The organism is Paenibacillus sp. P4_A7 (genome assembly GCF_056402455.1).
On record NZ_JBFUHJ010000033.1, the window covers coordinates 1 to 24092 of the forward strand.

At 45.9% G+C, this 24092-nt stretch carries 17 protein-coding genes; 15 read left to right on the top strand and 2 right to left on the bottom strand.

The window, feature by feature from the left end; genetic code table 11:
- The 6 genes from AC1DWN_RS07695 to argH all read left to right on the top strand — a co-directional run.
- A partial coding sequence (locus AC1DWN_RS07695; protein ID WP_477558314.1) for a bifunctional ornithine acetyltransferase/N-acetylglutamate synthase occupies nt 1–659 on the top strand: 659 nt, incomplete at its 5' end.
- Between the two features lie 49 nt (nt 660–708).
- Entirely contained in the window at nt 709–1494 is a 786-nt protein-coding gene (argB, locus tag AC1DWN_RS07700) for an acetylglutamate kinase (protein ID WP_477558335.1), read from the top strand.
- A 5-nt stretch (nt 1495–1499) separates the two neighbouring features.
- Nucleotides 1500–2705 (top strand): acetylornithine transaminase, encoded by a 1206-nt coding sequence (locus tag AC1DWN_RS07705; RefSeq protein WP_477558315.1) that lies wholly within the window; start codon nt 1500–1502, stop codon nt 2703–2705.
- Between the two features lie 68 nt (nt 2706–2773).
- Nucleotides 2774–3733, top strand: coding sequence for an ornithine carbamoyltransferase (argF, locus tag AC1DWN_RS07710; RefSeq protein WP_477558316.1), 960 nt, complete (start codon nt 2774–2776; stop codon nt 3731–3733).
- Nucleotides 3734–3789: 56 nt separating this feature from the next.
- Nucleotides 3790–5019, top strand: coding sequence for an argininosuccinate synthase (locus tag AC1DWN_RS07715; protein WP_477558317.1), 1230 nt, complete (start codon nt 3790–3792; stop codon nt 5017–5019).
- Between the two features lie 25 nt (nt 5020–5044).
- A complete protein-coding gene (argH, locus tag AC1DWN_RS07720) occupies nt 5045–6460 on the top strand; it encodes an argininosuccinate lyase (RefSeq protein WP_477558318.1) in 1416 nt (471 codons plus the stop codon).
- 442 nt (nt 6461–6902) lie between these two features.
- Here argH and AC1DWN_RS07725 read toward each other — a convergent pair whose 3' ends face one another.
- Nucleotides 6903–8336 carry a VanW family protein gene (locus AC1DWN_RS07725; protein ID WP_477558319.1) on the bottom strand — a complete coding sequence of 478 codons (1434 nt, stop codon included), beginning with the start codon at nt 8334–8336 and terminating at the stop codon, nt 6903–6905.
- A gap of 224 nt (nt 8337–8560) precedes the next feature.
- Between AC1DWN_RS07725 and ftsE the strand changes: the two genes are divergently transcribed.
- The 8 genes from ftsE (at nt 8561) to AC1DWN_RS07765 (ending at nt 20252) form a co-directional block, all read left to right on the top strand.
- Entirely contained in the window at nt 8561–9247 is a 687-nt protein-coding gene (ftsE, locus tag AC1DWN_RS07730) for a cell division ATP-binding protein FtsE (RefSeq protein WP_477558320.1), read from the top strand.
- Nucleotides 9237–10154: a permease-like cell division protein FtsX gene (gene ftsX / locus AC1DWN_RS07735; RefSeq protein ID WP_477558321.1), complete on the top strand. Its 918-nt coding sequence runs from the start codon at nt 9237–9239 to the stop codon at nt 10152–10154. Before ftsE ends, ftsX begins: the two co-directional genes overlap by 11 nt.
- Nucleotides 10155–10166: 12 nt before the next feature.
- Nucleotides 10167–11384 (top strand): murein hydrolase activator EnvC family protein, encoded by a 1218-nt coding sequence (locus tag AC1DWN_RS07740; RefSeq protein WP_477558322.1) that lies wholly within the window; start codon nt 10167–10169, stop codon nt 11382–11384.
- A gap of 184 nt (nt 11385–11568) precedes the next feature.
- Nucleotides 11569–13032, top strand: coding sequence for a S41 family peptidase (locus AC1DWN_RS07745; protein ID WP_477558323.1), 1464 nt, complete (start codon nt 11569–11571; stop codon nt 13030–13032).
- 203 nt (nt 13033–13235) lie between these two features.
- Nucleotides 13236–14540 (top strand): PDZ domain-containing protein, encoded by a 1305-nt coding sequence (locus tag AC1DWN_RS07750; RefSeq protein WP_477558324.1) that lies wholly within the window; start codon nt 13236–13238, stop codon nt 14538–14540.
- A 329-nt stretch (nt 14541–14869) separates the two neighbouring features.
- Nucleotides 14870–16879 (top strand): excinuclease ABC subunit UvrB, encoded by a 2010-nt coding sequence (gene uvrB / locus AC1DWN_RS07755; protein ID WP_477558325.1) that lies wholly within the window; start codon nt 14870–14872, stop codon nt 16877–16879.
- Nucleotides 16880–16895: 16 nt separating this feature from the next.
- Nucleotides 16896–19787 carry an excinuclease ABC subunit UvrA gene (gene uvrA / locus AC1DWN_RS07760; protein WP_477558326.1) on the top strand — a complete coding sequence of 964 codons (2892 nt, stop codon included), beginning with the start codon at nt 16896–16898 and terminating at the stop codon, nt 19785–19787.
- A gap of 249 nt (nt 19788–20036) precedes the next feature.
- Nucleotides 20037–20252 carry a hypothetical protein gene (locus AC1DWN_RS07765; protein ID WP_477558327.1) on the top strand — a complete coding sequence of 72 codons (216 nt, stop codon included), beginning with the start codon at nt 20037–20039 and terminating at the stop codon, nt 20250–20252.
- Between the two features lie 52 nt (nt 20253–20304).
- Here the strand turns inward: AC1DWN_RS07765 and AC1DWN_RS07770 are convergent, their stop codons facing one another.
- A complete protein-coding gene (locus AC1DWN_RS07770; protein WP_477558328.1) occupies nt 20305–21273 on the bottom strand; it encodes a sugar phosphate isomerase/epimerase family protein in 969 nt (322 codons plus the stop codon).
- 255 nt (nt 21274–21528) lie between these two features.
- Here AC1DWN_RS07770 and AC1DWN_RS07775 point away from each other — a divergent pair, with 255 nt between their 5' ends.
- Nucleotides 21529–24057, top strand: a complete 2529-nt coding sequence (locus tag AC1DWN_RS07775) for a U32 family peptidase (protein WP_477558329.1) — start codon at nt 21529–21531, stop codon at nt 24055–24057.
- Nucleotides 24058–24092 lie beyond the last annotated feature (35 nt).

The following is a 24092-nucleotide window of genomic DNA, read 5'->3' on the forward strand; positions in this document are numbered from 1 at the left end:
GAATGAATATGGCTACGATGCTGGGCTTCGTTACGACTGATGCTGCTATTGGCAGTGAAGCGCTGCATCAGCTGCTTCGTCAGGCAACGGACTATACTTTTAATATGATCACAGTTGATGGAGATACAAGTACAAATGATATGCTCGTCGCAATGGCGAGCGGACTTGCTGGAAATCGTGAGCTGACGCCGAAACACGAAGGCTGGGCAGCGTTTGCGGCTGCGCTGCGTTATGTATGTGAAGTGCTGGCGAAAGCTATTGCGCGCGATGGAGAAGGCGCTACGAAGCTTGTTGAAGTACAAGTAAGCGGAGCTGTAAGTGATGAGTCTGCACAAGCAATTGCGAAGACGGTTGTTGGGTCGTCGTTAGTCAAGTCTGCCGTATTTGGCGCTGACGCGAACTGGGGCCGAATTATTGCTGCAGTTGGGCGTGCAGGTCAACCGGTTAATCCGGAAACGGTCGATATTCGTTTGGGTGATATTTTAACGCTCGAGAAGTCTCGTCCGATCGTATTTGATGAAGAGGCTGCTTTGGAGTATTTAAAAGGTGACACCGTTGTAATTCGCGTTGACCTCTTTAACGGCGAAGGGACGGCAACAGCTTGGGGCTGCGATTTGACGTATGATTATGTCCGAATTAATGCGGCGTATCGTACATAAGCAAAGTGATGCTGGAGGTTATGGGACTGTGACAGAGCAAAGATTTGTAATGAAATGCGGAGGCAGCACGCTGGCTGCGCTTCCGAATCGTTTTTTTGAAGAGCTGCGTGAGCTGCAAGTGTCTGGGGTGCGTCCTGTAATTGTACATGGCGGAGGCCCTGCTATATCCGAGACGCTTGCGAAGCTTGGGATCGAGACGGGTTTCGTAAACGGCTTAAGGAAGACCAACGACGAGGTGCTCGATGTTGTAGAGATGGTGCTTGCAGGACGAATTAATAAGGAAATCGTTCGTAAAATCCAAACAATTGGCGCGAAAGCGTTAGGGCTTTCGGGTGTGGACGGCATGCTTATCGAGGCACAGCCTGTCGCAAATGCAGCAGAGATTGGCTTCGTCGGCGATGTAACGCACGTAAATGCAGAGCTGATTGAGGGCATTATGACAATGGGCTATATTCCTGTTATCGCACCAATCGGAATTGATGGACAGGGTCAGCGGTACAACATAAACGCAGATACTGCTGCAGGAGCAGTTGCCTCGCATTTGGGTGTTGAGCAGATGATCGTGGTTACAGACGTTCCTGGTATTTTGAAGACAGTTGATGGCGAGAAGCAAGTATTGCCGGTAGTTACGGTTGAAGAAATAGAGAGTATGATTGCGAGCGGCGAAATTTACGGCGGCATGATACCAAAAGTGCGGGCAGCTATTCAATGCATTCAGGGTCAAGTGCGCGAGGTTATCATTGTAAGCGGCGAAGAGCCGGGTGTGTTATCGAAGGCTGTCCGTGAGGGCGGCGTTGGTACGCGTATTGTTCAGACGAATGAAGGGCGGGTGTAATAGCGATGAGCGACACTAAAATAGTAGAGGTTCAGGGACAAGATTTGTTTCCTACCTATGCGAGATATCCAATGGCTCTAGTTAAGGGTGAGGGCAGCTGGCTTTGGGATGATAAAGGAAACAAGTACCTTGATTTTATGAGTGGAATCGCGGTTACGAACCTCGGGCATGCACCGAAGCAAATCAAAGCGGCGCTCATCAAGCAGCTCGATGAATTGTGGCATGTTTCTAACCTATTCCACATTCCAAACCAAGAGGATGCAGCGAAGCTGATTACCGACAATAGCTGCGGCGATGCAGTTTTCTTCTGTAATTCGGGAGCTGAAGCAAACGAAGCGGCAATCAAGCTTGCGCGTCGGTACAATCAGAAGGTGCTTAATAATGGGCGCTTTGAGATTATTACATTCGAGCAATCTTTTCACGGACGGACATTAGCCACATTGACGGCAACAGGCCAAGCGAAGGTAAAAGAAGGTTTCGGACCACTTCCAGAGGGCTTTAAGACAATTCCGTTAAATGATATAGAAGCGCTGAAAGCAGCGGTTTCCGATCAAACAGCGGCGATCATGCTGGAAATGATCCAAGCGGAAGGCGGCATTTATCCGGTTGATCCTGCTTATATGAAGGAGCTTGTTGCTTTGTGTGAGAGCCAAGGCATCTTGCTGATTGTAGATGAGATTCAGACGGGGATGGGCAGAACGGGAAAGCTGTTCGCTTATGAGCATTACGGCATTGAGCCAGACATTTTCACAATGGCTAAAGGACTTGGAAGTGGGTTTCCGGTTGGCGCGATGGCGGCTAAGGAAAAGCTGCGTGAGGGCTTTAGCGCAGGCAGTCACGGCTCGACCTTCGGTGGAACTCCGATTGCAACTGCTGTAGTGAAAGCTACATTGGAGACGATTGTCGGCGAAGAGCTGTCTGCTCGTGCCGCACAAATGGGCGAGTATTTGATGACGGAGCTTCGCGAGAAGCTGCAAGGGAATGCTTTTGTGAATGAGGTGCGCGGACTGGGGCTGCTGGTTGGTATTGCATGCTCAGAGCCGATTGGTGATATTTTGATTGAAGCACAACAACGTGGACTTATTGCTATTTCTGCTGGCCCTAATGTCATTCGTTTGCTCCCTAACCTGCTTGTTACTAAGGAAGAGATCGATATGGCTGTAACGATTCTAGCAGAGCTGATCGAAGAAAAGCGGCCTGTCCAAGCATAAATGAGCGGATTGTCCGATTGCAGGGCAAGAGCTATAAATAGAGCTTCAAATTGAAGGAGGGCTTTCACATGCAAGGAACAATAAACGAGGAAATTGCGTTAAGCTTGAAAGGTCGCGATTTTCTTATGTTGGTTGATTTCAAGCCGGAGGAAATCCGTTACTTGATCGACCTGGCGATTGACTTGAAGCAGAAGCAAAAGGCTGGCGAAACTCATCATATTTTGAAGGGTAAAACGCTTGGTATGATTTTTGAGAAATCTTCAACGCGCACACGCGTTTCATTCGAAGTAGGGATGTACCAACTGGGCGGCCAAGGATTATTCCTGAGTGGCAACGATCTACAGATCGGCCGCGGAGAGACGATTTGGGATACAGCTCAGACGTTATCTCGTTATTTGGACGGCATTATGATTCGTACGTTTGCACATCGGAAAGTGGTAGAGCTGGCTCGTGGAGCTACAATTCCGGTAATTAACGGATTAACAGATCTATCGCATCCGTGTCAGGCGCTTGCTGATTATCAAACCATCCTTGAACAAAAAGGCCGTCTAGAAGGTCTGAAGATCGCTTATATTGGCGATGGTAACAACATGACGCATTCCTTGTTAATGGGCGCAGCGAAGCTTGGTCTTCATATGTCGGTAGCAACGCCGGAAGGTTATGAGCCGGATGCTGACATTGTTCAGCAAACGAAGGATCATGCCGCTGAAACGGGTTCTAAAATCCATGTATGCCATGATCCGAAGGAAGCAATTGCCGATGCAGATGTCGTGTATACAGACGTATGGGCGAGCATGGGTCAAGAGGCGGAGCAGAAGGAACGTGAGATTGCTTTTGCCGCTTATCAAGTGAATGAAGAGCTGACCAAGTACGCTAAAAAGGATTTCTTGTTCATGCACTGCTTGCCAGCACACCGCGGCGAAGAAGTAAGTGAAGGGGTTATCGATGGCGATCGCTCGATTATTTTTGATCAAGCAGAAAATCGTCTTCACGCGCAAAAAGCGATTATGGCCGCTATCATGTCCTAATCCTAATCCAACATATAAATCTAATAAATTCATTTAAAGAGGAGCAATTGATTACTATGGCTAAAGAAAAAATCGTGCTAGCCTACTCTGGCGGCCTGGATACATCGGTTATTTTGAAATGGTTGAAAGAAACATATGATGCAGAAATTATTGCTTTCACAGCGGATATTGGACAAAAGGACGAGCTTGATGGTCTTGAGGAAAAAGCACTTGCAACTGGAGCCTCAAAAGTTTACATCGATGATCTTCGCGACGAGTTCGCAAGCGATTTTATCTACCCGATGTTCCAAGCAGGCACATTGTATGAAGGTCAATATTTGCTAGGTACATCCATCGCACGTCCGCTTATTGCAAAGCGTATGGTTGATATCGCTCGTGCTGAAGGCGCGGCTTATATTGCTCACGGCGCAACAGGCAAAGGTAACGACCAAGTTCGTTTCGAACTGACAGCTGCTGCACTAGCACCTGAAATTGGCGTTATTGCACCTTGGCGTCTAGAAGCGTTCCGCGAGGAGTTCCCTGGCCGCGCTGAGATGATCGCGTACGCTGAGAAGCATAACATTCCGGTTACAGCATCTGCTGCTAAGCCATACTCTACAGACCGCAACCTGCTGCATATCAGCTTTGAGAGCGGCATGCTTGAGGATCCTTGGTTTGATCCAAGCTCTGAGGAAAATGAAAGCATGTACGTGCTAAGCGTTTCTCCTGAGAACGCGCCGGACAAAGCAGAGTATGTAGAGCTTACTTTTGCAGAAGGCAATTGTACGGCAATTAACGGCAAGGAGCTTAGCCCGCTAGAAGTAATGGATACACTCAATGAGCTTGGCGGCAAGCATGGTATCGGCCGCGTTGATATGGTAGAAAACCGTTTCGTTGGTATGAAGAGCCGCGGCGTGTACGAAACTCCAGGTGGCACAATTCTATTTACTGCTCATCGCAAAATGGAATCTTTAACAATGGACCGCGAGGTTATGCACCTTCGTGATTCGTTAATCGCTAAATATAGCCAGCTTGTATACAACGGCTTCTGGTTCGCGCCTGAGCGCCTAGCACTTCAAGCACTTGTTTTGGAATCACAAAAGAATGTAACAGGTGTTGTTCGCCTGAAGCTATATAAAGGCAATGTCATCGGAGCTGGCGTACAGAGCCCTGTAAGCCTTTATAACCCGGATATCGCTACAATGGAAGCTGATCCTTCAAAAGCATACGATCAAGGCGATGCAACAGGCTTCATCCGTCTGAATGCTTTGCGCTTGAAAGTATCGTCTGCTGTTACAAATAAATAAAAATGGATGGGAGTGTTACAAACCAGTGAGTAAATTATGGGGCGGTCGTTTTACTAAAAAAACAGACCAATTGGTGGAAGAATACACAGCATCCATTATGTTCGATAAGGAATTGGCGGAAGAGGACATCCAAGGCAGTCTGGCGCATGTAACTATGCTCGGCAAGCAAGGTATCTTGCCTTTGGATGACGTGGAAAAAATTAAGGATGGCTTGCACCGCGTGCTGCAGCGCATCAAACGTGATGATATCGAATTCACTATTGGTGATGAAGATATCCATATGAATATTGAGAAAACATTGATCGATGATGTTGGATCAGTGGGCGGTAAGCTGCATACTGGACGCAGCCGTAATGATCAAGTGGCTACAGATATGCATTTATGGCTTCGCAAGCGTGTTGTTGAGTTTGTCGACATGCTGAGCAAGCTGCAATCATCGCTTATTGAACAAGCGAAGGCGAATATCGACACGATCGTACCTGGCTACACGCATTTACAGCGTGCACAGCCAATTCTGTTCGCTCATCATTTAATGGCTTATGTATCCATGTTCGGACGCGATATTGAGCGTCTACAGGACAGCTACAAGCGTATCAACGTACTTCCGCTAGGAGCAGGCGCTTTGGCGGGAACAACGTTCCCGATCGATCGTCACTTCGTAGCTAGCCAACTGAAGTTTGATCGCGTATATGAGAACAGTCTTGATGCTGTAAGTGATCGTGATTTCATTCTGGAGTTTCTAGCGGATGCATCGATCATTATGATGCATTTGTCACGTCTAAGTGAAGAACTTATATTGTGGTCAAGCACGGAATTCCGTTTTGTCGAGCTCGATGATGCGTTCTGTACAGGAAGCAGCATTATGCCGCAAAAGAAAAATCCGGATGTGCCCGAGCTTGTGCGCGGTAAAACCGGCCGTGTCTATGGCAATCTAGTTGGTTTGTTGACGGTACTGAAGTCATTGCCGCTAGCTTACAACAAGGATATGCAGGAAGACAAAGAAGGCATGTTCGATACGGTTCGCACAATGCAAGGCGCGCTTCAGCTGTTCACACCAATGATTGCTACAATGAAGGTGAACAAGGATCGGATGCGTCAAGCAGTCAATCAAGACTTCTCAAACGCAACTGATATCGCCGACTTCCTTGTTGGTAAGGGACTGCCTTTCCGTCAAGCRCATGAAGTAATCGGCAAGACGGTACTTTACTGCATCGAGCAGAACAAGTACTTGCTTGACCTTACTTTAGAAGAGTTCAAACAATTCTCAGAGCTGTTCGACGATCGGATTTACGCTGTGCTTCAGCCAGAACAGGTTGTTAATGCACGCGACGTATATGGCGGTACAGCTAAGGTACAAGTACAGGCTGCAATTGGCCGTGCTGATGCCGTGCAGGACGCTACTGTAGCTTGGGTAACGGAATACAGCGAGCGTAGTAAGTAACAGAATGGGTTTGTTAGCTGTTTCGAGACCCATAAGCACATAAATCGTGCTTATAGCAACAAAATAGCGAGAAAAAGAGGCTGTAAGAGCAGAAACAAAGCTTACAGCCTCTAATTTTGAGTTACTCGAGCCTGAAAAGGGGTCTGTATGCACGTAAATCGTGCTTACAGTATCAAAATCGCTGAAAAAAGAAGCTGTAAGCGTCGAAACGATGCTTACAGCCTTTTTTTTGTTTTTGAGAGCAGTAATAGGGGCTGTAGGCATGGAAACGATGTATATAGCCTCGTTATGCTCTCCAGAGCTGTGGTATGGCTTGCTTGCGCGAGTAAACACGGAAACGATTGCCCTAACCACCTCTTATGATCCTCAGAGTTGCAAGGAAGGCCACAAGTTACATAAACGGACATACGGCGTGCCGCATGCCGGCATACAGCAGCTCCACTTAAAGCCCATCCTCAAGCAATGGTGGGTTTGTCGGACTTGGATCAGGTGACGGCGTAGCAACGCCGCCTTGGTCGCCCTTCATCGGCCCCCGCTCAATAAGTGTAGGCTGCGACTTATACGTATCCCTCGAAATCTTTTTCCGTGAGACTACCTCACCATCAGTAAAATGTGTGCGATATGTCTCAACGATGTAGCCCTGTTTTCCTTGTTGGATGGTCCGTGTTTGACCAGCTGATAGATTTGCACTTACTGTCTCTTTTGTAGTTGGTTCAATGGTTTTGACAGTAACCGATTCAATTGCATAGCTGTCTTTAGCATCCATTGTGCCGAACAACTTGATTGTTAGCTTCCGATCTTTTACTTCAGTACGAATTATTATATGTTTCCCAGTCGTGTTTTTAAATTTGAAGTTAATAGAGCCGCCCGCATAAGTGGCATCTTGACCGAGCGGCAAATAGGCGACTGGAATTGAATGGTTGCGGCGTTCCTCAATACCGAGCCCAGCAAGCAATACCGCATTATAAAGTGTGCTCGAGACCTGACAGATTCCACCCCCAATACCTGGTACCAGCGTCCCATTCAAAATAACAGGAGCTTCACGATACTCATAAAGTTCTTCCGCTCTAGCTATTAGTTTGCCGTAGTCAAACACTTCATTCGGTGCGAGATGCCAGTCGTTAAGGGCTTCTGCTGTAACGGTCACATTATACGCTCTACCTTCTGCGCTCGTCTTGAACTCAGTTGAGAACGACATAATTTTCCGATCGATGCCTTCGGCTTTTAGACTATCAAGCGTTACCTTCGGGTGAATGACGACTACAGGCAGCTCTGATTGATAAGCTTGCTCAAATGGTGTCCCAAGCTTATCTTTCTCCATTATTACCCAGTCATTTACCTGCTTGACCAAACTCGTCAAATCTAATCGATATGCATCACTATGCGGCTCGTACACGACCTCGTCATTTTCTGTTATGGTTCGTGAAGCATCCACCGGTTGATTTTTCTCAATCCAGCTCCATTGTTTACGAATGGCGGCATCAAGTAGATCACCGTTCCAGCTTTGCTTGAAAAAATATGATTTTTCAAAATGGTACCGATAAACAGCGCGATCCCAAATATCGCCCTCCCGCAGCTTCAATAACGCTGGACGCAGACCGATAACCTCAGATTTATATCCAAGCTCTGCAACTGTCCACTTTTTGCTATCATCGGCGGCTGTATTTGCTTGCAACGTAATTGTACGCTCTTGAAGTGATCTATTTATGTCCTCCATTTTGTCTAAAGCATCCTCAATTAACATTCCGCCTATTGGTATTCCTTCTACAAAGACATCCTCAGGAACCTTTTCTTGAACGGCATAATTATAAATAAATCCCCAGCCGACTGCCCCGATGAGCAGCAACGAAGTGATGACAATAATGCCTATATGCAAGCGTCTTAATATGACAAATCACCCTTTTCCTTTTGAAATGAATAGTACAGTCTTACATGTATATGCGAATGGTTTTGTAATTTTGTCTGAGGCCAAACATTATTTGATTCGACAAACTATCGGTTTATGAGATTTGTGAAAAATGAGGAATGTCAGCTGGATATGAAGGAATTCAGTATAAGATGTCGAAATAGTAAAGCTGACTATTAACAGGATGTGATAATGTGATAGAGATGCAGGACATATGGAAAACGTACACCGACGGAACGCACGCGTTGAAAGGCGTCTCTGTTATTATAGAGCGTAATGAATTCGTATACCTGGTAGGACCGTCAGGAGCAGGCAAATCAACTTTTATGAAATTGATTTACAGAGAAGAAGTACCGACCAAAGGGCAGATTTCAGTTAATGGATTTAATATAGGCAAGCTGAAGCCTCGTAAAATACCATTTGTAAGACGCAACATCGGTGTCATTTTTCAGGATTTTAGACTTCTTCCTAAGTTAACCGTATTTGAAAACGTCGCATTCGCCATGGAAGTAATAGAAGCGCCGAAACGCATCATCAAAAAGAGGACGATGGAGGTGCTTGATCTTGTTGGATTGAAGCACAAGCATGCAAGCTTTCCTTCACAATTGTCAGGCGGAGAGCAACAGCGGATCTCTATTGCAAGAGCTATTGTAAATAACCCTTCCGTAATCGTGGCCGATGAGCCTACCGGAAATCTGGATCCAGAGACCTCGCAGGGCATTATGAATCTGCTTGAAGAAATTAACTTTCGCGGTTCGACGATCATAATGGCGACACACAACAGAGATATCGTTAACTCCATGCGCAAGCGCGTCATTGCTATCGAGGACGGTAATATCGTTCGTGACCAGGCTAGAGGGGAGTACGGTTATGAAGTTTAGAACGGTACTCCGTCACCTGCGTGAGGGTTGCAAGAACATTATTCGTAATGGCTGGATGTCGTTCGCTTCAATGAGTTCGATTTTTATCTCACTTTTCATTTTAGGCTTCTTCTTATTACTGGCGTTGAATGTAAACAGCATGTCTGAGCAAATAGAAAGCCAAGTACAGATTCGTGTTTTTTTACAGCTTAATGTAGAGAAAGCGAAGCTGACTGAGTTACAAAATAAGATCGGTAACATTACCGAAGTGAGCAAGGTTACATTCGTATCCAAAGCAGAGGGCCTAGAGCTGCTCCGCAAAAATTTGGGTGAAGAGAATAAGGATTTGTTAGATGGTTATGAGAAAGAAAAAAATCCGCTACCCGATTCATTCACGGTTGAGGTGTACAATCCACGTTCAATCGAGTTGGCGGCAAAGCAGATTGAAGCGATTAATAAAGCTGATGACACAGTTCCGATAGCAAAAATAAAATATGGACAAGGCACAGTAGAGAACCTGTTTAAGATAACGAATGCCCTTCGGATTATTGGTATCGTAATCGTAATCGGTTTGACAGTCACTGCAATGTTCCTAATCTCGAACACAATCAAAATGACCATTATAGCAAGGCGCCGTGAGATCGGTATCATGAAGCTAGTTGGAGCGACAAACGCATTTATTAGATGGCCGTTTTTCATTGAGGGAGCATTGATCGGCATTATTAGCTCGGTAATTACAACGATTGCCGTATTATTCGGATACTCGGAGCTTGTACAATTTTCACAACTTGAACTTTCTTTAATGATGATAAAGCTTGTAACTGTACAGGAATCTGGTTTGTTGACTGCTGCGCTGCTAATTGGCTTAGGTACCTTGATCGGTATATGGGGCAGCGTTATTTCGATACATAAGTATTTGAAAGTGTAGGTGAACATGTACATGAGAAGATGGATTGGTTTACTTGTAGTTGCGATACTTCTAGTATTTACACTACAGCCAGCAGGTGGAGAAGTAGAAGCTGCGTCACTTAGCCAAATTGAGAAGCAAATAAAGGCGGCTAAGGAAGAAGCGAAGGCTGCGGAAAAAAAAGCAGCTAATTTACAGAGACAAGCCGATAATGTGGAGCATAAGAAGGGCGACATCGCGGTCATGAAGACGGATGTACAAAATTCAATAAAATCAATTATGGCAGAGCTCGATAATGTCGTCATTAACAAAGAAAAGAAGCAAGTAGAGGTTAACACGAAGGAAGATGAGCTGCGTCAAACAGCTGAAGAATTAGTACAAACGGAAGAAAGGGTCGCTGCTCGTGACGAGCTACTTCAATCTCGTATGCGCCTCATGTATACGAATGGCTTCGTTTCGTACATGGATGTACTTCTAAGTGCAACAAGCTTCACTGATTTCATCGATCGTTTTGATGCTTTGCAATCCATTTTAAATCAAGACCGTGATATTTTGGCGGAATACAAGAAAGACAAGGAACTTGTAGAGGTCAAGAAAGCAGAGGTTGAAAAATCGCTCGCGGCAGTCAAGGTGATGTATGAGAAGCTTGCTGAGTATGAAACACATCTAGTTCAAAAGGAAAAAGAGAAGGAAGTTATGATTGCCAGTTATACTAAGGAAATGAAGCAGCTTGACAGCGAGCTGGAGCAGCTGGAGGACATTAGCGAGGAGCAGGAAAAAATCTTAATGGCTCTTGCGGCGAAGGTAGCCAAGTTGAATAAAGCGAAAAATAGAATTAAAAATCCATACACAGGCGGCAAGCTTGGCATGCCGATTCAAGATAATTACCGAATTAGCTCGACCTTTGGTACTCGTGTACATCCAATTACCGGCAAGAGACATACGCACACAGGTATCGATTTTGCTTCACCGCAAGGGACAGACATTTTTGCGGCTGAAGCAGGTGTCGTTATTACGTCAAAAAGAACGAGCGGCTATGGGAACTGTATAATCATTGACCATGGTAATGGCTTGTGGACATTATATGGACATATTCGCAATGGCGGTTTATTGGTCAAAGAAGGCCAATCAGTCAAAAAAGGACAGAAAATTGCCGAAGTGGGCAGCACTGGCAACTCTACAGGACCTCACTTGCATTTCGAGGTTCGTAAGAACGAAACTGCGGTTAACCCAGGCGGATATTTGAAATAGTTAAACACAGGTAATCCATAATCCATAATTTCATAAACATACAACTAGGAGGCAGCCCATGTGGCTGCCCTTGTTTTTGCTAATGCAACGAGAGCAACATCTTTTTCTTAGTATTAGACAAATAATTGCAAACCGCTTGTCATATACTAGTGTGGTCTTATATACAAGAAGGTGGTGTAGACAGGTGCATTTCAAAGGTCGAACAGTGCTTGCGTTCGTTATGCTGACTATGATTGCATCCGTGCTTGTTACTTTAACGATAGCGGATCAAATCATTAAGTCGGACGAGCCGACGAAGCCTGCGCTTACAGCAGCAGTAGCAACTGCTAATCAGGGAGAGGGATTTAGCCTCAAAACAAATGAACTGACAAAGCTTAACGCAGTGCTAGAATTAATTGAAACCAAATATTATCAAAAGGTTGATCGTCATGAGCTCGTTGACGGTGCAGTTAATGGGATGATGTCTGCCTTGGAGGATCCTTACTCTGTATATATGGAAAAGGATGTTGCGCAGCATTTTTCGCAGTCGGTAGAGGGTTCATTCACTGGAATCGGTGCGGAAGTGACGGTCGAGAATGGCCGTATCATCGTCGTTTCACCTATTAAGGGATCACCGGCTGAACGTTCAGGCTTATTAGCAAAGGATGTTTTGCTTTCAGTTAATGGTGTGAAGCTTGACGGTCTAAATTTACAGGATGCTGTAGCGAAAATTAGAGGACCAAAAGGGACAAAGGCGAAAATTCAAGTACAGCGTGTCGGATTCTCAGAGCCGATTCAAMTTGTAATCATTCGTGCCGATATTGACGTAGAAACAGTGTATGGAAGCTTACGTTCTGATGGTGTAGGAGTTATTGAGATTCGACAATTCTCGCTGCACACAGCTGATCGTTTTGAAGAAGAGCTCGCTCGACTTGAGAAGCAGGGAATGAAGGGGCTTGTAATTGATGTGCGAAACAATCCGGGTGGCATATTGCCTGTCGTAGTCGATATTGCACAGTCTTTTATGGAGAAAGATACTACGGTCGTACAAGTGGAAGATCGTGATGGAATACGTAAGAAGACACTGTCCAGGGGGCAAAGTAAATCGTATCCAATTGCTGTTCTTATGAATAACGGCAGCGCAAGCGCATCGGAAATATTGGCGGGTGCTTTGCAGGAAGGCGCAGGTGCTAAGCTTGTAGGTGAGACGAGCTTTGGCAAAGGAACAGTTCAAGTCAGCTACAATAAAGTGCTTGGAGACGGTAGTCTGGTGAAGATGACGATTGCCAAATGGTTAACGCCAAATGGAAATTGGATACATGAGAAGGGTATTAAGCCTGATATAGCCATTAAGCCGCCAGATTTGTATAAGGCAGCTAGACTATCTATAACGGAGACTTTGAGAACGGATATGATAAGTGAACAGGTTCGAARTTCGCAGATCATGCTGCGTGGACTTGGATATGAGCCGAAGCGCGAGGATGGTTATTTTAGTGTAGACACTGCGGAAGCGGTTAAGAAATTCCAAGCGGAGCATGGATTAGAAGCAACAGGGCAAGTAAATGAAAAAACGGCAGACTCACTTGAGAAAGCAGTCATCAAATGGGTGCAAGATCAGAAAAACGATACGCAGCTGCATGAAGCGATTAAGGCTGTCAGCAGGAAATAGCTTATTTATGTCGAATTAATAAAAGGTTGACTCTGAGTGATGGAGTCGGCCTTTTATTTTTTTTTGAAAATATAAGAAAGTATAAGTTTCACCTTATACTCGGCTTATATTTCACCACGAAACGAGCTTACGCCTCCAAGGATGGCAAAGACCGTTTACACTTGTTTTGTGAGTAAAGTGGAACGAACGAAGGAGTGTGGGCTTTGGATACAGTTCTAGGTTTGCTGGAGATGCTCGGACAAGCTGCAGTTCAGCTAGTTGTGCAGCCGTTTTATTATATTGCAGTGTTGTTTATCATATTACAATATACAAGACAAATCAGGGTGGAACGCCAATTGTTCGCAGTTAAGCTGCACAATTGGCCAAGCCTAGTCCTTAAAGCTTTATTGGCAGGATTGCTGATTGGAGTAGCATTATCGGTTGCGGGGGCATTTATCGGAGTGACTTTGACGGGAGAGTCGGTCATTTGGCTGTGGGTGACGGCTGCTCTCCTTATGCTCGTGCGTATTCGCTATTTATGCTTTGCTTATAGTGCAGGAATAATAACGCTTTTGCAGTGGGTAATAGGCTTTACTCCACTATCAGACCGTACTGACTTGCTAGGATCATTCGCATCATCTCTTGCAGGAATTGATACGGCTGGTTTGCTAGTGCTTGTTGCATTAATGCACTTGGCTGAAGCTTTACTTGTACGCTGGCAAGGGGAACGGCTAGCAACGCCGCTATTTCTTGAGGGGAAGCGCGGCAAGCTCGTAGGCGGCTATATGCTACAAGGCTTCTGGCCAGTGCCGCTGCTGATGCTCGTACCAGTTGGCGGAACAGGGGCGTCCACGATGTCCTTACCGTGGACCCCACTGTTCGGTGCGGATTGGTCGCAGGGCTGGTCATTCGTCGCATTGCCAATGATTATAGGCTTTACGGAAATGACTCGCTCCTTGCTTCCGAAGGAGAAAGCGAAGCATGCAGCCAAGGGGTTGCTGCTCTACAGCATAGGTCTTGCTGCTGCAGCTCTTGCTGCATGGTGGCAGCCGGTACTACTACCGGTTGCAGCGCTCGCTTCGTTGCTGCTGCATGAAGCGATCATATGGCGCAGCCGTGCGATGGAAGCAGCCCGCCCGCCCTTGTATGTGCATGACGCGCGCGGACTACGCATACTAGGCATCGTTCCAGGAACGCCAGCGGCTGCGATGGGACTTCAGACAGGAGAAATCCTGTCTAAGGTGAATGGTGTACGAATCAAGACCAAGGACGAGCTGTATGAGGCACTGGTTCAAAACTCAGCATTCTGCAAGCTCGAAGTGTTAAATAGAGAAGGCGAGTTGAAGTTTGTCCAGCGCGCACGTTATGCGGGCGAGCATCATCAGCTTGGTGTTATTTTAGCGCCGGATGAACAGGCCAACTATTACGCTGCATCAGGCCCGGCGTCACTGCTTGAGCTGCTGCGCAGCGCTCGTACGTCTAACCGCCGCGGCAAGACATCTGCTCAAGCGGAGCAGCTGGAAGGTTAAGTGCTTAAGGCAGTGTGTAGAGTTTACTGAGTTTTAATAAGTAGGGTACGTTCATTATAAAAGAGCTGAAACCAGACACAAAGAATAGGTTAGAACAATTGCGAAAACAGGCTTATCCATTGGTTTATGATCATTGGTGCAGCTTGTTTTTTTGCATTCTTGATCATTTGTTTGAAGAACGGCTGTTCTATTTTGTATGGTGAATGATTGCAACAACTGTAATAAAACGGTATAATAAAACGGGAACACATATTCTTATTATACAACAATACGCTTGAATCCAATATAATTGACAATACTAATAACAGCATTCGAAATGATGGGGGTGGATGATAGGCGTGAGTGAATTATCACAAAATACTAAGCTGTTCGAGTTAAAGTCAGACTATACGCCGCAGGGTGATCAGCCTAATGCGATCGAGGAGCTTTTGGAAGGTATTAGTGCAGGAAAGCGGCATCAGACGTTGCTCGGTGCGACGGGTACGGGAAAGACTTATACCATAGCGAATATGATCGAAAAGCTGAATCGTCCTACGCTCGTTATTGCACATAATAAAACGTTAGCAGCGCAGCTTTGCAGTGAGTTCAAACAGTTTTTCCCCGATAATGCAGTGGAATATTTCGTGAGCTATTATGATTACTATCAGCCGGAAGCATACATCCCTTCATCGGATACTTTCATTGAGAAAGATTCCAGTATAAACGATGAGATCGATAAGCTGCGACATTCTGCGACAAGCGCATTATTCGAGCGACGTGATGTTATTATCGTAGCGAGCGTTTCTTGTATTTATGGTCTCGGTTCGCCGATGGAATACGGAAGTCTCGTACTTTCGCTGCGAGTAGGTATGGAGAAGTCGCGTGATGCAATTCTTCATAAGCTTGTGGACATTCAATACCAACGGAATGATATTAGCTTTACACGAGGAACGTTCCGGGTGCGCGGAGATATAGTTGAAATTTTTCCTGTAGCTAATAATGAGCGAGCACTGCGTGTGGAACTTTTTGGAGACGAGATCGAGCGGATCTCCGAAATTGATGTACTGACGGGTGAAATTATGGGTGAGCGAGATCATATCGCCATCTTCCCAGCGTCTCACTTCGTAACCCATGAAGACACAATGAAGATTGCTTTAGTTAATATTGAACGAGAGCTGGAAGAACGGCTGCTCGAGCTGCGTGAAGCGGGTAAGCTTTTGGAGGCGCAGCGTTTGGAGCAGCGGACACGATACGATTTGGAAATGATGGCTGAGATGGGCTTTTGCTCAGGCATTGAGAACTATTCCGGGCCGCTTACATTCCGGGAGCGGGGAGCAACGCCGTATACGCTGCTTGATTATTTTCCCGATGATATGTTGATCGTAATCGATGAATCCCATGTCTCGCTACCACAAATACGGGCGATGTACAACGGTGACCGTGCACGTAAGGAAATGCTGGTGAACCATGGCTTCCGTCTTCCGTCCGCGATGGATAACCGTCCGCTTCGCTTTGAAGAGTTCGAGGAGAAGGCAAAACAGCTGGTTTATGTATCTGCTACGCCAGGTCCATATGAAATTGAACATACAGATAAAATGATCGAGCAAATCATTCGTCCGACATTCCTCATTGACCCGATTATTGATGTTCGTCCTTCCAAAGGACAAATTGATGATTTACTTCATGAGATTCGCGATCGTATTGCTAAGGATGAACGTGTACTCGTAACAACTTTAACGAAGAAAATGTCAGAGGATTTAACCGATTATATGAAAGAGATCGGGATTAAGGTAAGGTATCTGCATTCCGATATTAAGACACTGGAACGGATAGCTATTTTGCGAGATCTGAGATTAGGTGTGTTCCATGTGTTGATTGGAATCAACTTGCTTCGTGAAGGGCTTGATTTGCCTGAAGTATCGTTAGTATCTATTCTTGATGCCGATAAGGAAGGCTTCCTGCGGTCAGACCGAGCTCTTATTCAAACGATTGGACGCGCCGCGCGTAATAGCGAAGGCCGAGTTATTATGTATGGAGATAAAATAACCGATTCTATGGATCGTGCTATAAAAGAAACTGAGAGACGGCGTACGATTCAGCTTGCCTATAATGAGCAGCATGGTGTGACGCCGCAAACGATTCGTAAAAAAGTACATGAGGTCATCGAAGCGACTAAGGTAGCCGAGCAAAAGGCAGACTACTTGACTGGCGTTGGGGTTGATAAGATGTCGAAGAAGGATCGTGTGGCGCTTGTTCAAAGGTTGGAAGTAGAAATGAAAGAAGCAGCGAAAAGCTTACAGTTCGAACGTGCCGCGGAGCTTCGCGACGCCTTGCTCGAATTACGCGCAGAGATGGGATAAGTAGGAGGAGAACGGATTGGCTATTGATAAAATTATAGTGAAGGGCGCTAGAGCCCATAATCTCAAAAATATTGACGTTACAATTCCGCGCGACAAATTTGTTGTGCTAACAGGGCTAAGTGGTTCCGGTAAATCGTCTCTCGCATTTGATACGATATACGCAGAGGGACAGCGCCGCTATGTCGAGTCACTTTCCGCATATGCTCGTCAGTTTCTTGGTCAAATGGAGAAGCCGGACGTTGATTCAATTGAAGGGCTGTCTCCAGCTATTTCGATTGACCAGAAGACAACAAGCCGCAACCCGCGTTCGACCGTAGGTACGGTTACTGAAATTTATGACTACTTGCGGCTGATGTTTGCGCGTGTAGGCAGACCGCATTGCCCAGAGCATGGCATTGAAATTACTTCGCAAACCGTAGAACAAATGGTTGACCGCATTATGGAATATCCAGAGAAGACGAAGCTGCAAATATTAGCGCCACTCATTTCAGGACGCAAGGGTGAGCATTCCAAGCTGCTGGCGGATGTTCAAAAGCAAGGCTTCGTTCGTGTGCGCGTCAATGGCGAGCTGCGTGAGTTAAGTGAGAAGATTGAGCTTGAGAAAAACAAGAAGCATAGCATTGAAGTGGTTGTAGATCGCATCGTGGTGAAGGCTGATGTTCATTCTAGACTTGCTGACTCCCTAGAAACAGCGCTTAAGCTGTCTGAGGGCCGTGTCCTTGTTGATATTATAGATCAAGAAGAGCTGCTCTTTAGCTCAAATCTAGCTTGTCCGGAATGTGGGTTCAGTATCGAGGAGCTTGCACCACGTATGTTCTCCTTTAATAGTCCTTATGGGGCTTGTCCAGATTGTGATGGACTAGGGGCGAAGATGATTGTGGACCCTGATCTGCTTGTGCCTGACATGAGCAAGTCTATAAAGGAAGGGGCATTCCTTGCTTGGGCAGGCAGCACCTCCAACTATTATCCTCAGTTCCTTAGCGCGGTTTGTACGCACTACGGCATTAAAGAAGATGTTCCAGTATCAGAACTAACCGCGGAGCAAATGAAGAAGCTGTTGCTTGGAACGGGCGGCGAACGTGTGCGTTTCCTCTACGAAAATGATTTCGGCCATCGCAAGGAAGCTTATGTACCATTCGAAGGTATCGTAAATAATTTAGAGCGACGTTACAGAGACACGGCATCCGATATGATGCGTGAGCATATTGAAAATTATATGAGCGCTAAGCCGTGCGGAGGCTGCAAAGGGCAACGTCTACGCAAGGAAACTCTTGCGGTTACGATTGGCTCACAGAATATTGCTCATGTAACCTCATTATCGATTGGTGATGCTAAGCGCTATTTTGAATCGTTAACGCTTACTGAGAAGGAACGTACGATTGCTAATCTCATTCTTAAGGAAATTAACAGCCGACTTGGCTTTCTTGTTAATGTCGGTCTTGAATATTTGTCATTAAGCCGAGCAGCTGGTACATTATCTGGCGGTGAAGCGCAGCGTATTCGACTTGCGACACAAATTGGCTCTAGTTTAATGGGTGTTCTCTATATTTTAGACGAGCCGAGTATTGGTCTTCATCAACGTGATAATGATCGACTCATTGAGACACTTGCACATATGCGTGATCTCGGCAACACGCTTATTGTTGTTGAGCATGATGAGGATACGATGCTTGCAGCTGATTATATTATTGATATTGGACCCGGAGCCGGTATTCATGGCGGTGTAGTTGTCGCTGAAGGAACACCGGAGGAAGTGATGGCTAACGAGCACTCGCTTACTGGCCAATATTTGAGCGGGCGTAAGTTTATAGCTGTTCCTCTTGAACGGCGACCAACTACTGAGAAATGGCTTGAGGTTCGCGGAGCTAAGGAAAATAATCTTAGAAACGTAAATGTAAAAATTCCATTAGGCGTGTTTTCAGCGGTTACCGGGGTATCTGGGTCAGGTAAATCGACCTTTGTGAATGAAATCGTATATAAAACACTTGCCCGCGATCTGAATAAAGCGAAGACGCGTCCTGGTCAATATAAGGAAATGCGCGGTATCGAGCATTTGGAGAAAGTGATAGATATTGATCAATCACCAATTGGACGTACACCACGTTCAAATCCAGCTACCTACACGGGAATGTTTGATGATATTCGCGATTTGTATGCGAACACTAATGAATCCAAGGTGCGCGGCTATAAGAAGGGCAGATTTAGCTTTAACGTCAAGGGCGGACGCTGTGAAGCTTGCCGTGGGGATGGTATTATCAAAATCGAAATGCATTTCCTGCCGGACGTCTATGTACCGTGTGAAATTTGCAAAGGCAAGCGTTACAATCGTGAGACGCTTGAAGTGAAGTATAAAGGCAAAAATATTGCTGAAATTTTGGATATGACGATCGAAGACGGATGTTTATTTTTTGAGAATATCCCTCGTATTCACCGTAAAGTTCAGACGTTGCTTGATGTGGGGCTTGGCTATATGAAGCTCGGCCAATCGGCGACGACATTGTCTGGAGGAGAAGCGCAGCGGGTGAAGCTGGCAGCAGAGCTGTATCGTCGTTCCACCGGAAAAACGCTGTATATTTTGGATGAGCCGACAACAGGGCTGCATGCGGATGATATCGACAGATTGCTTACAGTATTGCACCGCCTGGTTGATTCAGGTGAATCCGTACTCGTAATTGAGCATAATTTGGACGTTATCAAAACGGCGGATTATTTGATTGATCTAGGACCAGAAGGCGGTAATGGGGGCGGCATGATTGTAGCAACCGGAACGCCTGAGCAGGTCATGAAGGTAGAAGGCTCGTATACTGGCAAGTATCTGAAGCCGATTTTAGAGCGTGACCTTAAACGGACAATTGCACAAAATAACACATTTGAGAATGCGGCTGCTGAAGCAATAGGGGTAGAGTGATTTAGGTTGTAAATATGCAAAAAACCGCTGAGGGACAAGTGGAGAACAGAGTGGTTATATAAACTGTCAGAGATGGACATTTTATATATACAGAGTAGTCTTATCCTATGTAGTTCTACTATAAATAAGAAAAATTATTGTAAATCGTGACAAAGTTGTTACGAAACGTGTTTCGTACTTGCGCCTGTGGCAACTTAAAGCTAACATATAGTATTATTAGGCTACGTGCGAAAAAGAGGAGGTCCCTTCATGTTTTTGGCAGAAGAAGCAGCAAAAGAGGCTAGCAAAATCGGTACTTTCGATTGGTTTATGCTTGCCTTTACGGTATTGATTGCAATAGGGTTCGTTCGACTATTGTCTCAGCGTCCGAAGAAGAATATATTCGCAATCGGTTTTACAGCTGTATCCCTCGGATTGTTCTTGTTGATCGACTACATCATGATTTTCAAAATTTGGATGGCATAATCGAAAAAAAAGGTCTGTCGGATATATCCGACAGACCTTTTTTTGTGGAAAATTAAACCCACCACATCTCGCCAAGTGGCTCGCGAATAAGGATTTGCTGAAGATTTTGAACGGCTTTAGTAAACCCTTCATCTACAGACATCAATCCATCCTCGTGTTCAATGCTCACAACGTAGTCGTAGCCAACCAAACGCAATGCGCTTAGAATATCTGCCCAAACCTTAAGATCATGACCATAGCCAACAGTACGGAACTGCCATGCGCGGTCAAGCATTAGGGAGTATGATTGCATGTCTGTAACACCATGATGATTAACGTTGATTGGATCAATTGTCGTGTCTTTTGCGTGGAAGTGATGAATCGCTCCTGCACGGCCAAGAATTTGTACCGCTTGAACAGGATCAATACCTTGCCACCACATATGGCTTGGATCAAGGTTAGCGCCGATTGCGTCGCCTGCTGCTTCACGAAGACGAAGAAGAGTGGCAGGACTATGTACAGAGAAACCACCGTGCAGCTCAAGACCCATTTTCACACCGCTCGCAGAAGCCAATGCTCCAATTTCGGACCAATAAGGAATAACCTTTGCTTCCCACTGCCATTTCAAAATATCTTGGAAATCGTTTGGCCATGGAGCAACCGGCCAGTTCGGATATTTTGCATCCTCGTGGTCGCCAGGGCAGCCGGAGAATGTGTTCACAACGGAAACTTCAAGGCGATTAGCTAATTCAATTGTTTTGCGGATAACATCATCATGCTCAGAGGAAATAGCCTTCTGCGGGTGAAGCGGGTTACCGTGGCAGCTAAGTGCGCTGATCATTAGTCCGCGTGATTCTACAGCTTGCTTATACGCTTTAAGCTTTCCTGCATCAGCAAGCAGTCCGTCAAGATCGCAATGTGCGTTGCCTGGGTATCCACCTGTTCCGATTTCAATAGCGTCTAGTCCTTTGGATGCAATGTAATCAAGCGCTTCCTCGAATGGCTTTTGTGCAAATAGCACGCTAAATACTCCTAATTTCATGTAAACAAATACCTCCCGAATCGATCTGAATGGATTGTTTTCACAGTCACGTCTATTATAGCACTTCTCCTGTCTCTTCATATAACGTCAATTAAGATTGGGCAAAATCGCATAATAAATGAGCAAAACTAGCATGGAGAGTATATTTTTTCAAGAAAGCTACCATGTTGGTAGTAATGTGTGGTGGAATAGAAGACGTCTGTTTGTTACACTAATAGAAGTAGGCTTCAAAATGAGAGGGATTGAGATTTAGAAATGACAAAAACAATAATTAGATCTGATATAGAACTGCTGGCTCCAGCAGGTGATTGGGATTGTATGCGTGCTGCTGTAGCGAACGGTGCGGATGCGATATTTTTTGGTGTGGAAAAGTTTAATGCTAGAGCACGTGCGAATAACTTTCGCAGCGAAGAACTACCTGAGATTATGGCGTTTCTTCATACGTATGGCGTTAAAGGTTTTCTGACGTTTAATATTCTCGTATTTGAAGATGAGCTTAGAGACGCTCAGAAGCTAATTGAGATGTGTATAGATGCAGGTGTAGATGCGGTTATTGTTCAGGATTTAGGCTTGGTGAAGCTGATCCGTGAGCTATCGCCGGACTTCCCTATTCACGGCTCGACACAAATGACGATCACATCGCCAGAAGCGGTTGAGTTCACCAAGCCGTTTGGTTTGGAGCGAGTGGTGCTAGGTCGGGAAAATAATCTGAAGCAAATTCGTATGATCGGCGCTCAGGCTAAATTGCCGATGGAGGTTTTTGTGCACGGCGCGCTGTGCGTGTCGTATTCCGGTCAATGCCTCACATCTGAAATGTGGGGCGGACGCTCTGCCAATCGAGGCGAATGCGCGCAAGCATGCCGGCTGCCTTATGATCTTATGGTCGATGGCGAGGTTCAGCCGATGGGAGACATTGCGTATTTGTTGTCGCCGAAGGATTTGGCGGCAATCGATATTATTCCCGAGCTAATCGACGCGGGAGTGACGTCTTTCAAAATCGAAGGACGTCTCAAAAGTCCGGAGTATGTCGCGAATGTCGTGAGCAAGTATAGACGCGCGATCGATAAATATTTTGACGGCGACTTATCGAAGCCGTCGGTGGAAGAAGTGCGTGAGCTGCAGCAGAGCTTCTCGCGCGGCTTCACGCATGGTTTCCTGTCGGGAACGAACAACAAGATGCTTGTTGAGGGAACGTTCCCGAAAAGCCGAGGAGTCTTCCTCGGCAGAGTAGAGCGCATTATGCGCGATGCTGTTACATTGCGCATCGACGCGCCGCTTAAACGCGGCGATGGCATTGTGTTTGACGCAGGTGACCCGACGAAGAAGGAAGAGGGCGGCCGCGTCTATGATATTCGCCGTCAGGGCGTTAAGATCGAAGGCGAAGCACAAGAAGGCACGTACATTGAGCTAGTAGCGGGCCGCAACGATGTTGATTTGCGTAAGGTACATGTCGGAGATCGTGTATGGAAGACAAACGATCCGGCGTTGGATAAACGTCTAAGAGCGTCATTTGAAACGGAAAAGCCATATCGCGTATTCCCGCTTCACGTTCGAGTAACTGGTGCATTGGGTCAACCGATGCGCACATGGTGGACAGATGTTCAGAAGGGGACGACCGTTGAGGTTGTTACTGAACTCGAATTAGAGCAAGCCCAGAAGCGTCCGATGGATGCTGCTTTACTGGAGGATCAGCTAGGTCGTCTTGGTGGAACGGTTTATCAGCTAGAGAAGCTTGAAGTGGAGCTGCAAGGTGATTTGATCGTACCGATTCGTGAGCTGAACCGTTTGCGTCGTGAAGCCGTAGAACAGCTGGCAGGTGAACGTCCGAAGCCGCCTGTTTATATAAAGCATGAGGTTAGTGTGCGCTCTAATAATAATGGAGCAGCACCAAAGGATATTTTGTCACCGCGCAGCGGTAAGGATGCTAATCTGATAGCGCTATGCCGCAGCCTCGAACAGGTTGAAGCAGCAGTGAAAACAGATGTATCATACGTATATGCCGATTTTGAGTTCATTAAGCAGTTTCCAGCAGCAGTAGCTGCAGCACGTGCCGCGGGCAAGCCGATTGCACTGGCAACGCCACGTATCCACATGCCTAACGAGAACGGCTACCATGCAAATATTTTGAAGCTGCAGCCTGATGCAGTACTCGTCCGTAACACAGRAGCGCTCTATTATTACTTGCGTGCAAAAGCGGCTAATCAAGGCAAACCGTTCCCTAAACTAATTGGGGATTTCTCTCTAAATGTAGCGAACCATAAAGCGGTGAACCTTTTTACAGAGGTTGGACTTGATTTGATCACGCCGTCTTATGACTTAAATATACAGCAAATGGTCGATTTACTTGAGAACTCAGATACATCGATGCTGGAAATGGTTATCCATCAGCATTTACCGATGTTCCATACGGAGCATTGCGTATACTGTACGTTTATGAGCGAAGGAACTGACTTTACGAATTGTGGACGACCTTGCGAAGAAAAACGGGCATCCCTTCAGGATCGAATTGGCATGGCACATCCCGTGCGCGTCGATGAAGGTTGCCGGAATACAGTATACAATGCAGTTGAGCAATCAGGCGCGGAGTATATTCGGAACTTTGTAGGACTCGGTGTATCCAACTTCCGTGTTGAGTTTTTGGAAGAAACACCAGAGAAGGTACTAGAAGTGCTATCACTTTACCGTGATGCGCTAGATGGTCGTATTACTGGTACGCAAGTATGGCGCAGCTTGAAAGCTATTAACCAGCTTGGTGTAACGCGCGGGCAACTGGTTAACAAATAAACAACGAACCAATGGTAAGGACAATTTTAGATCTA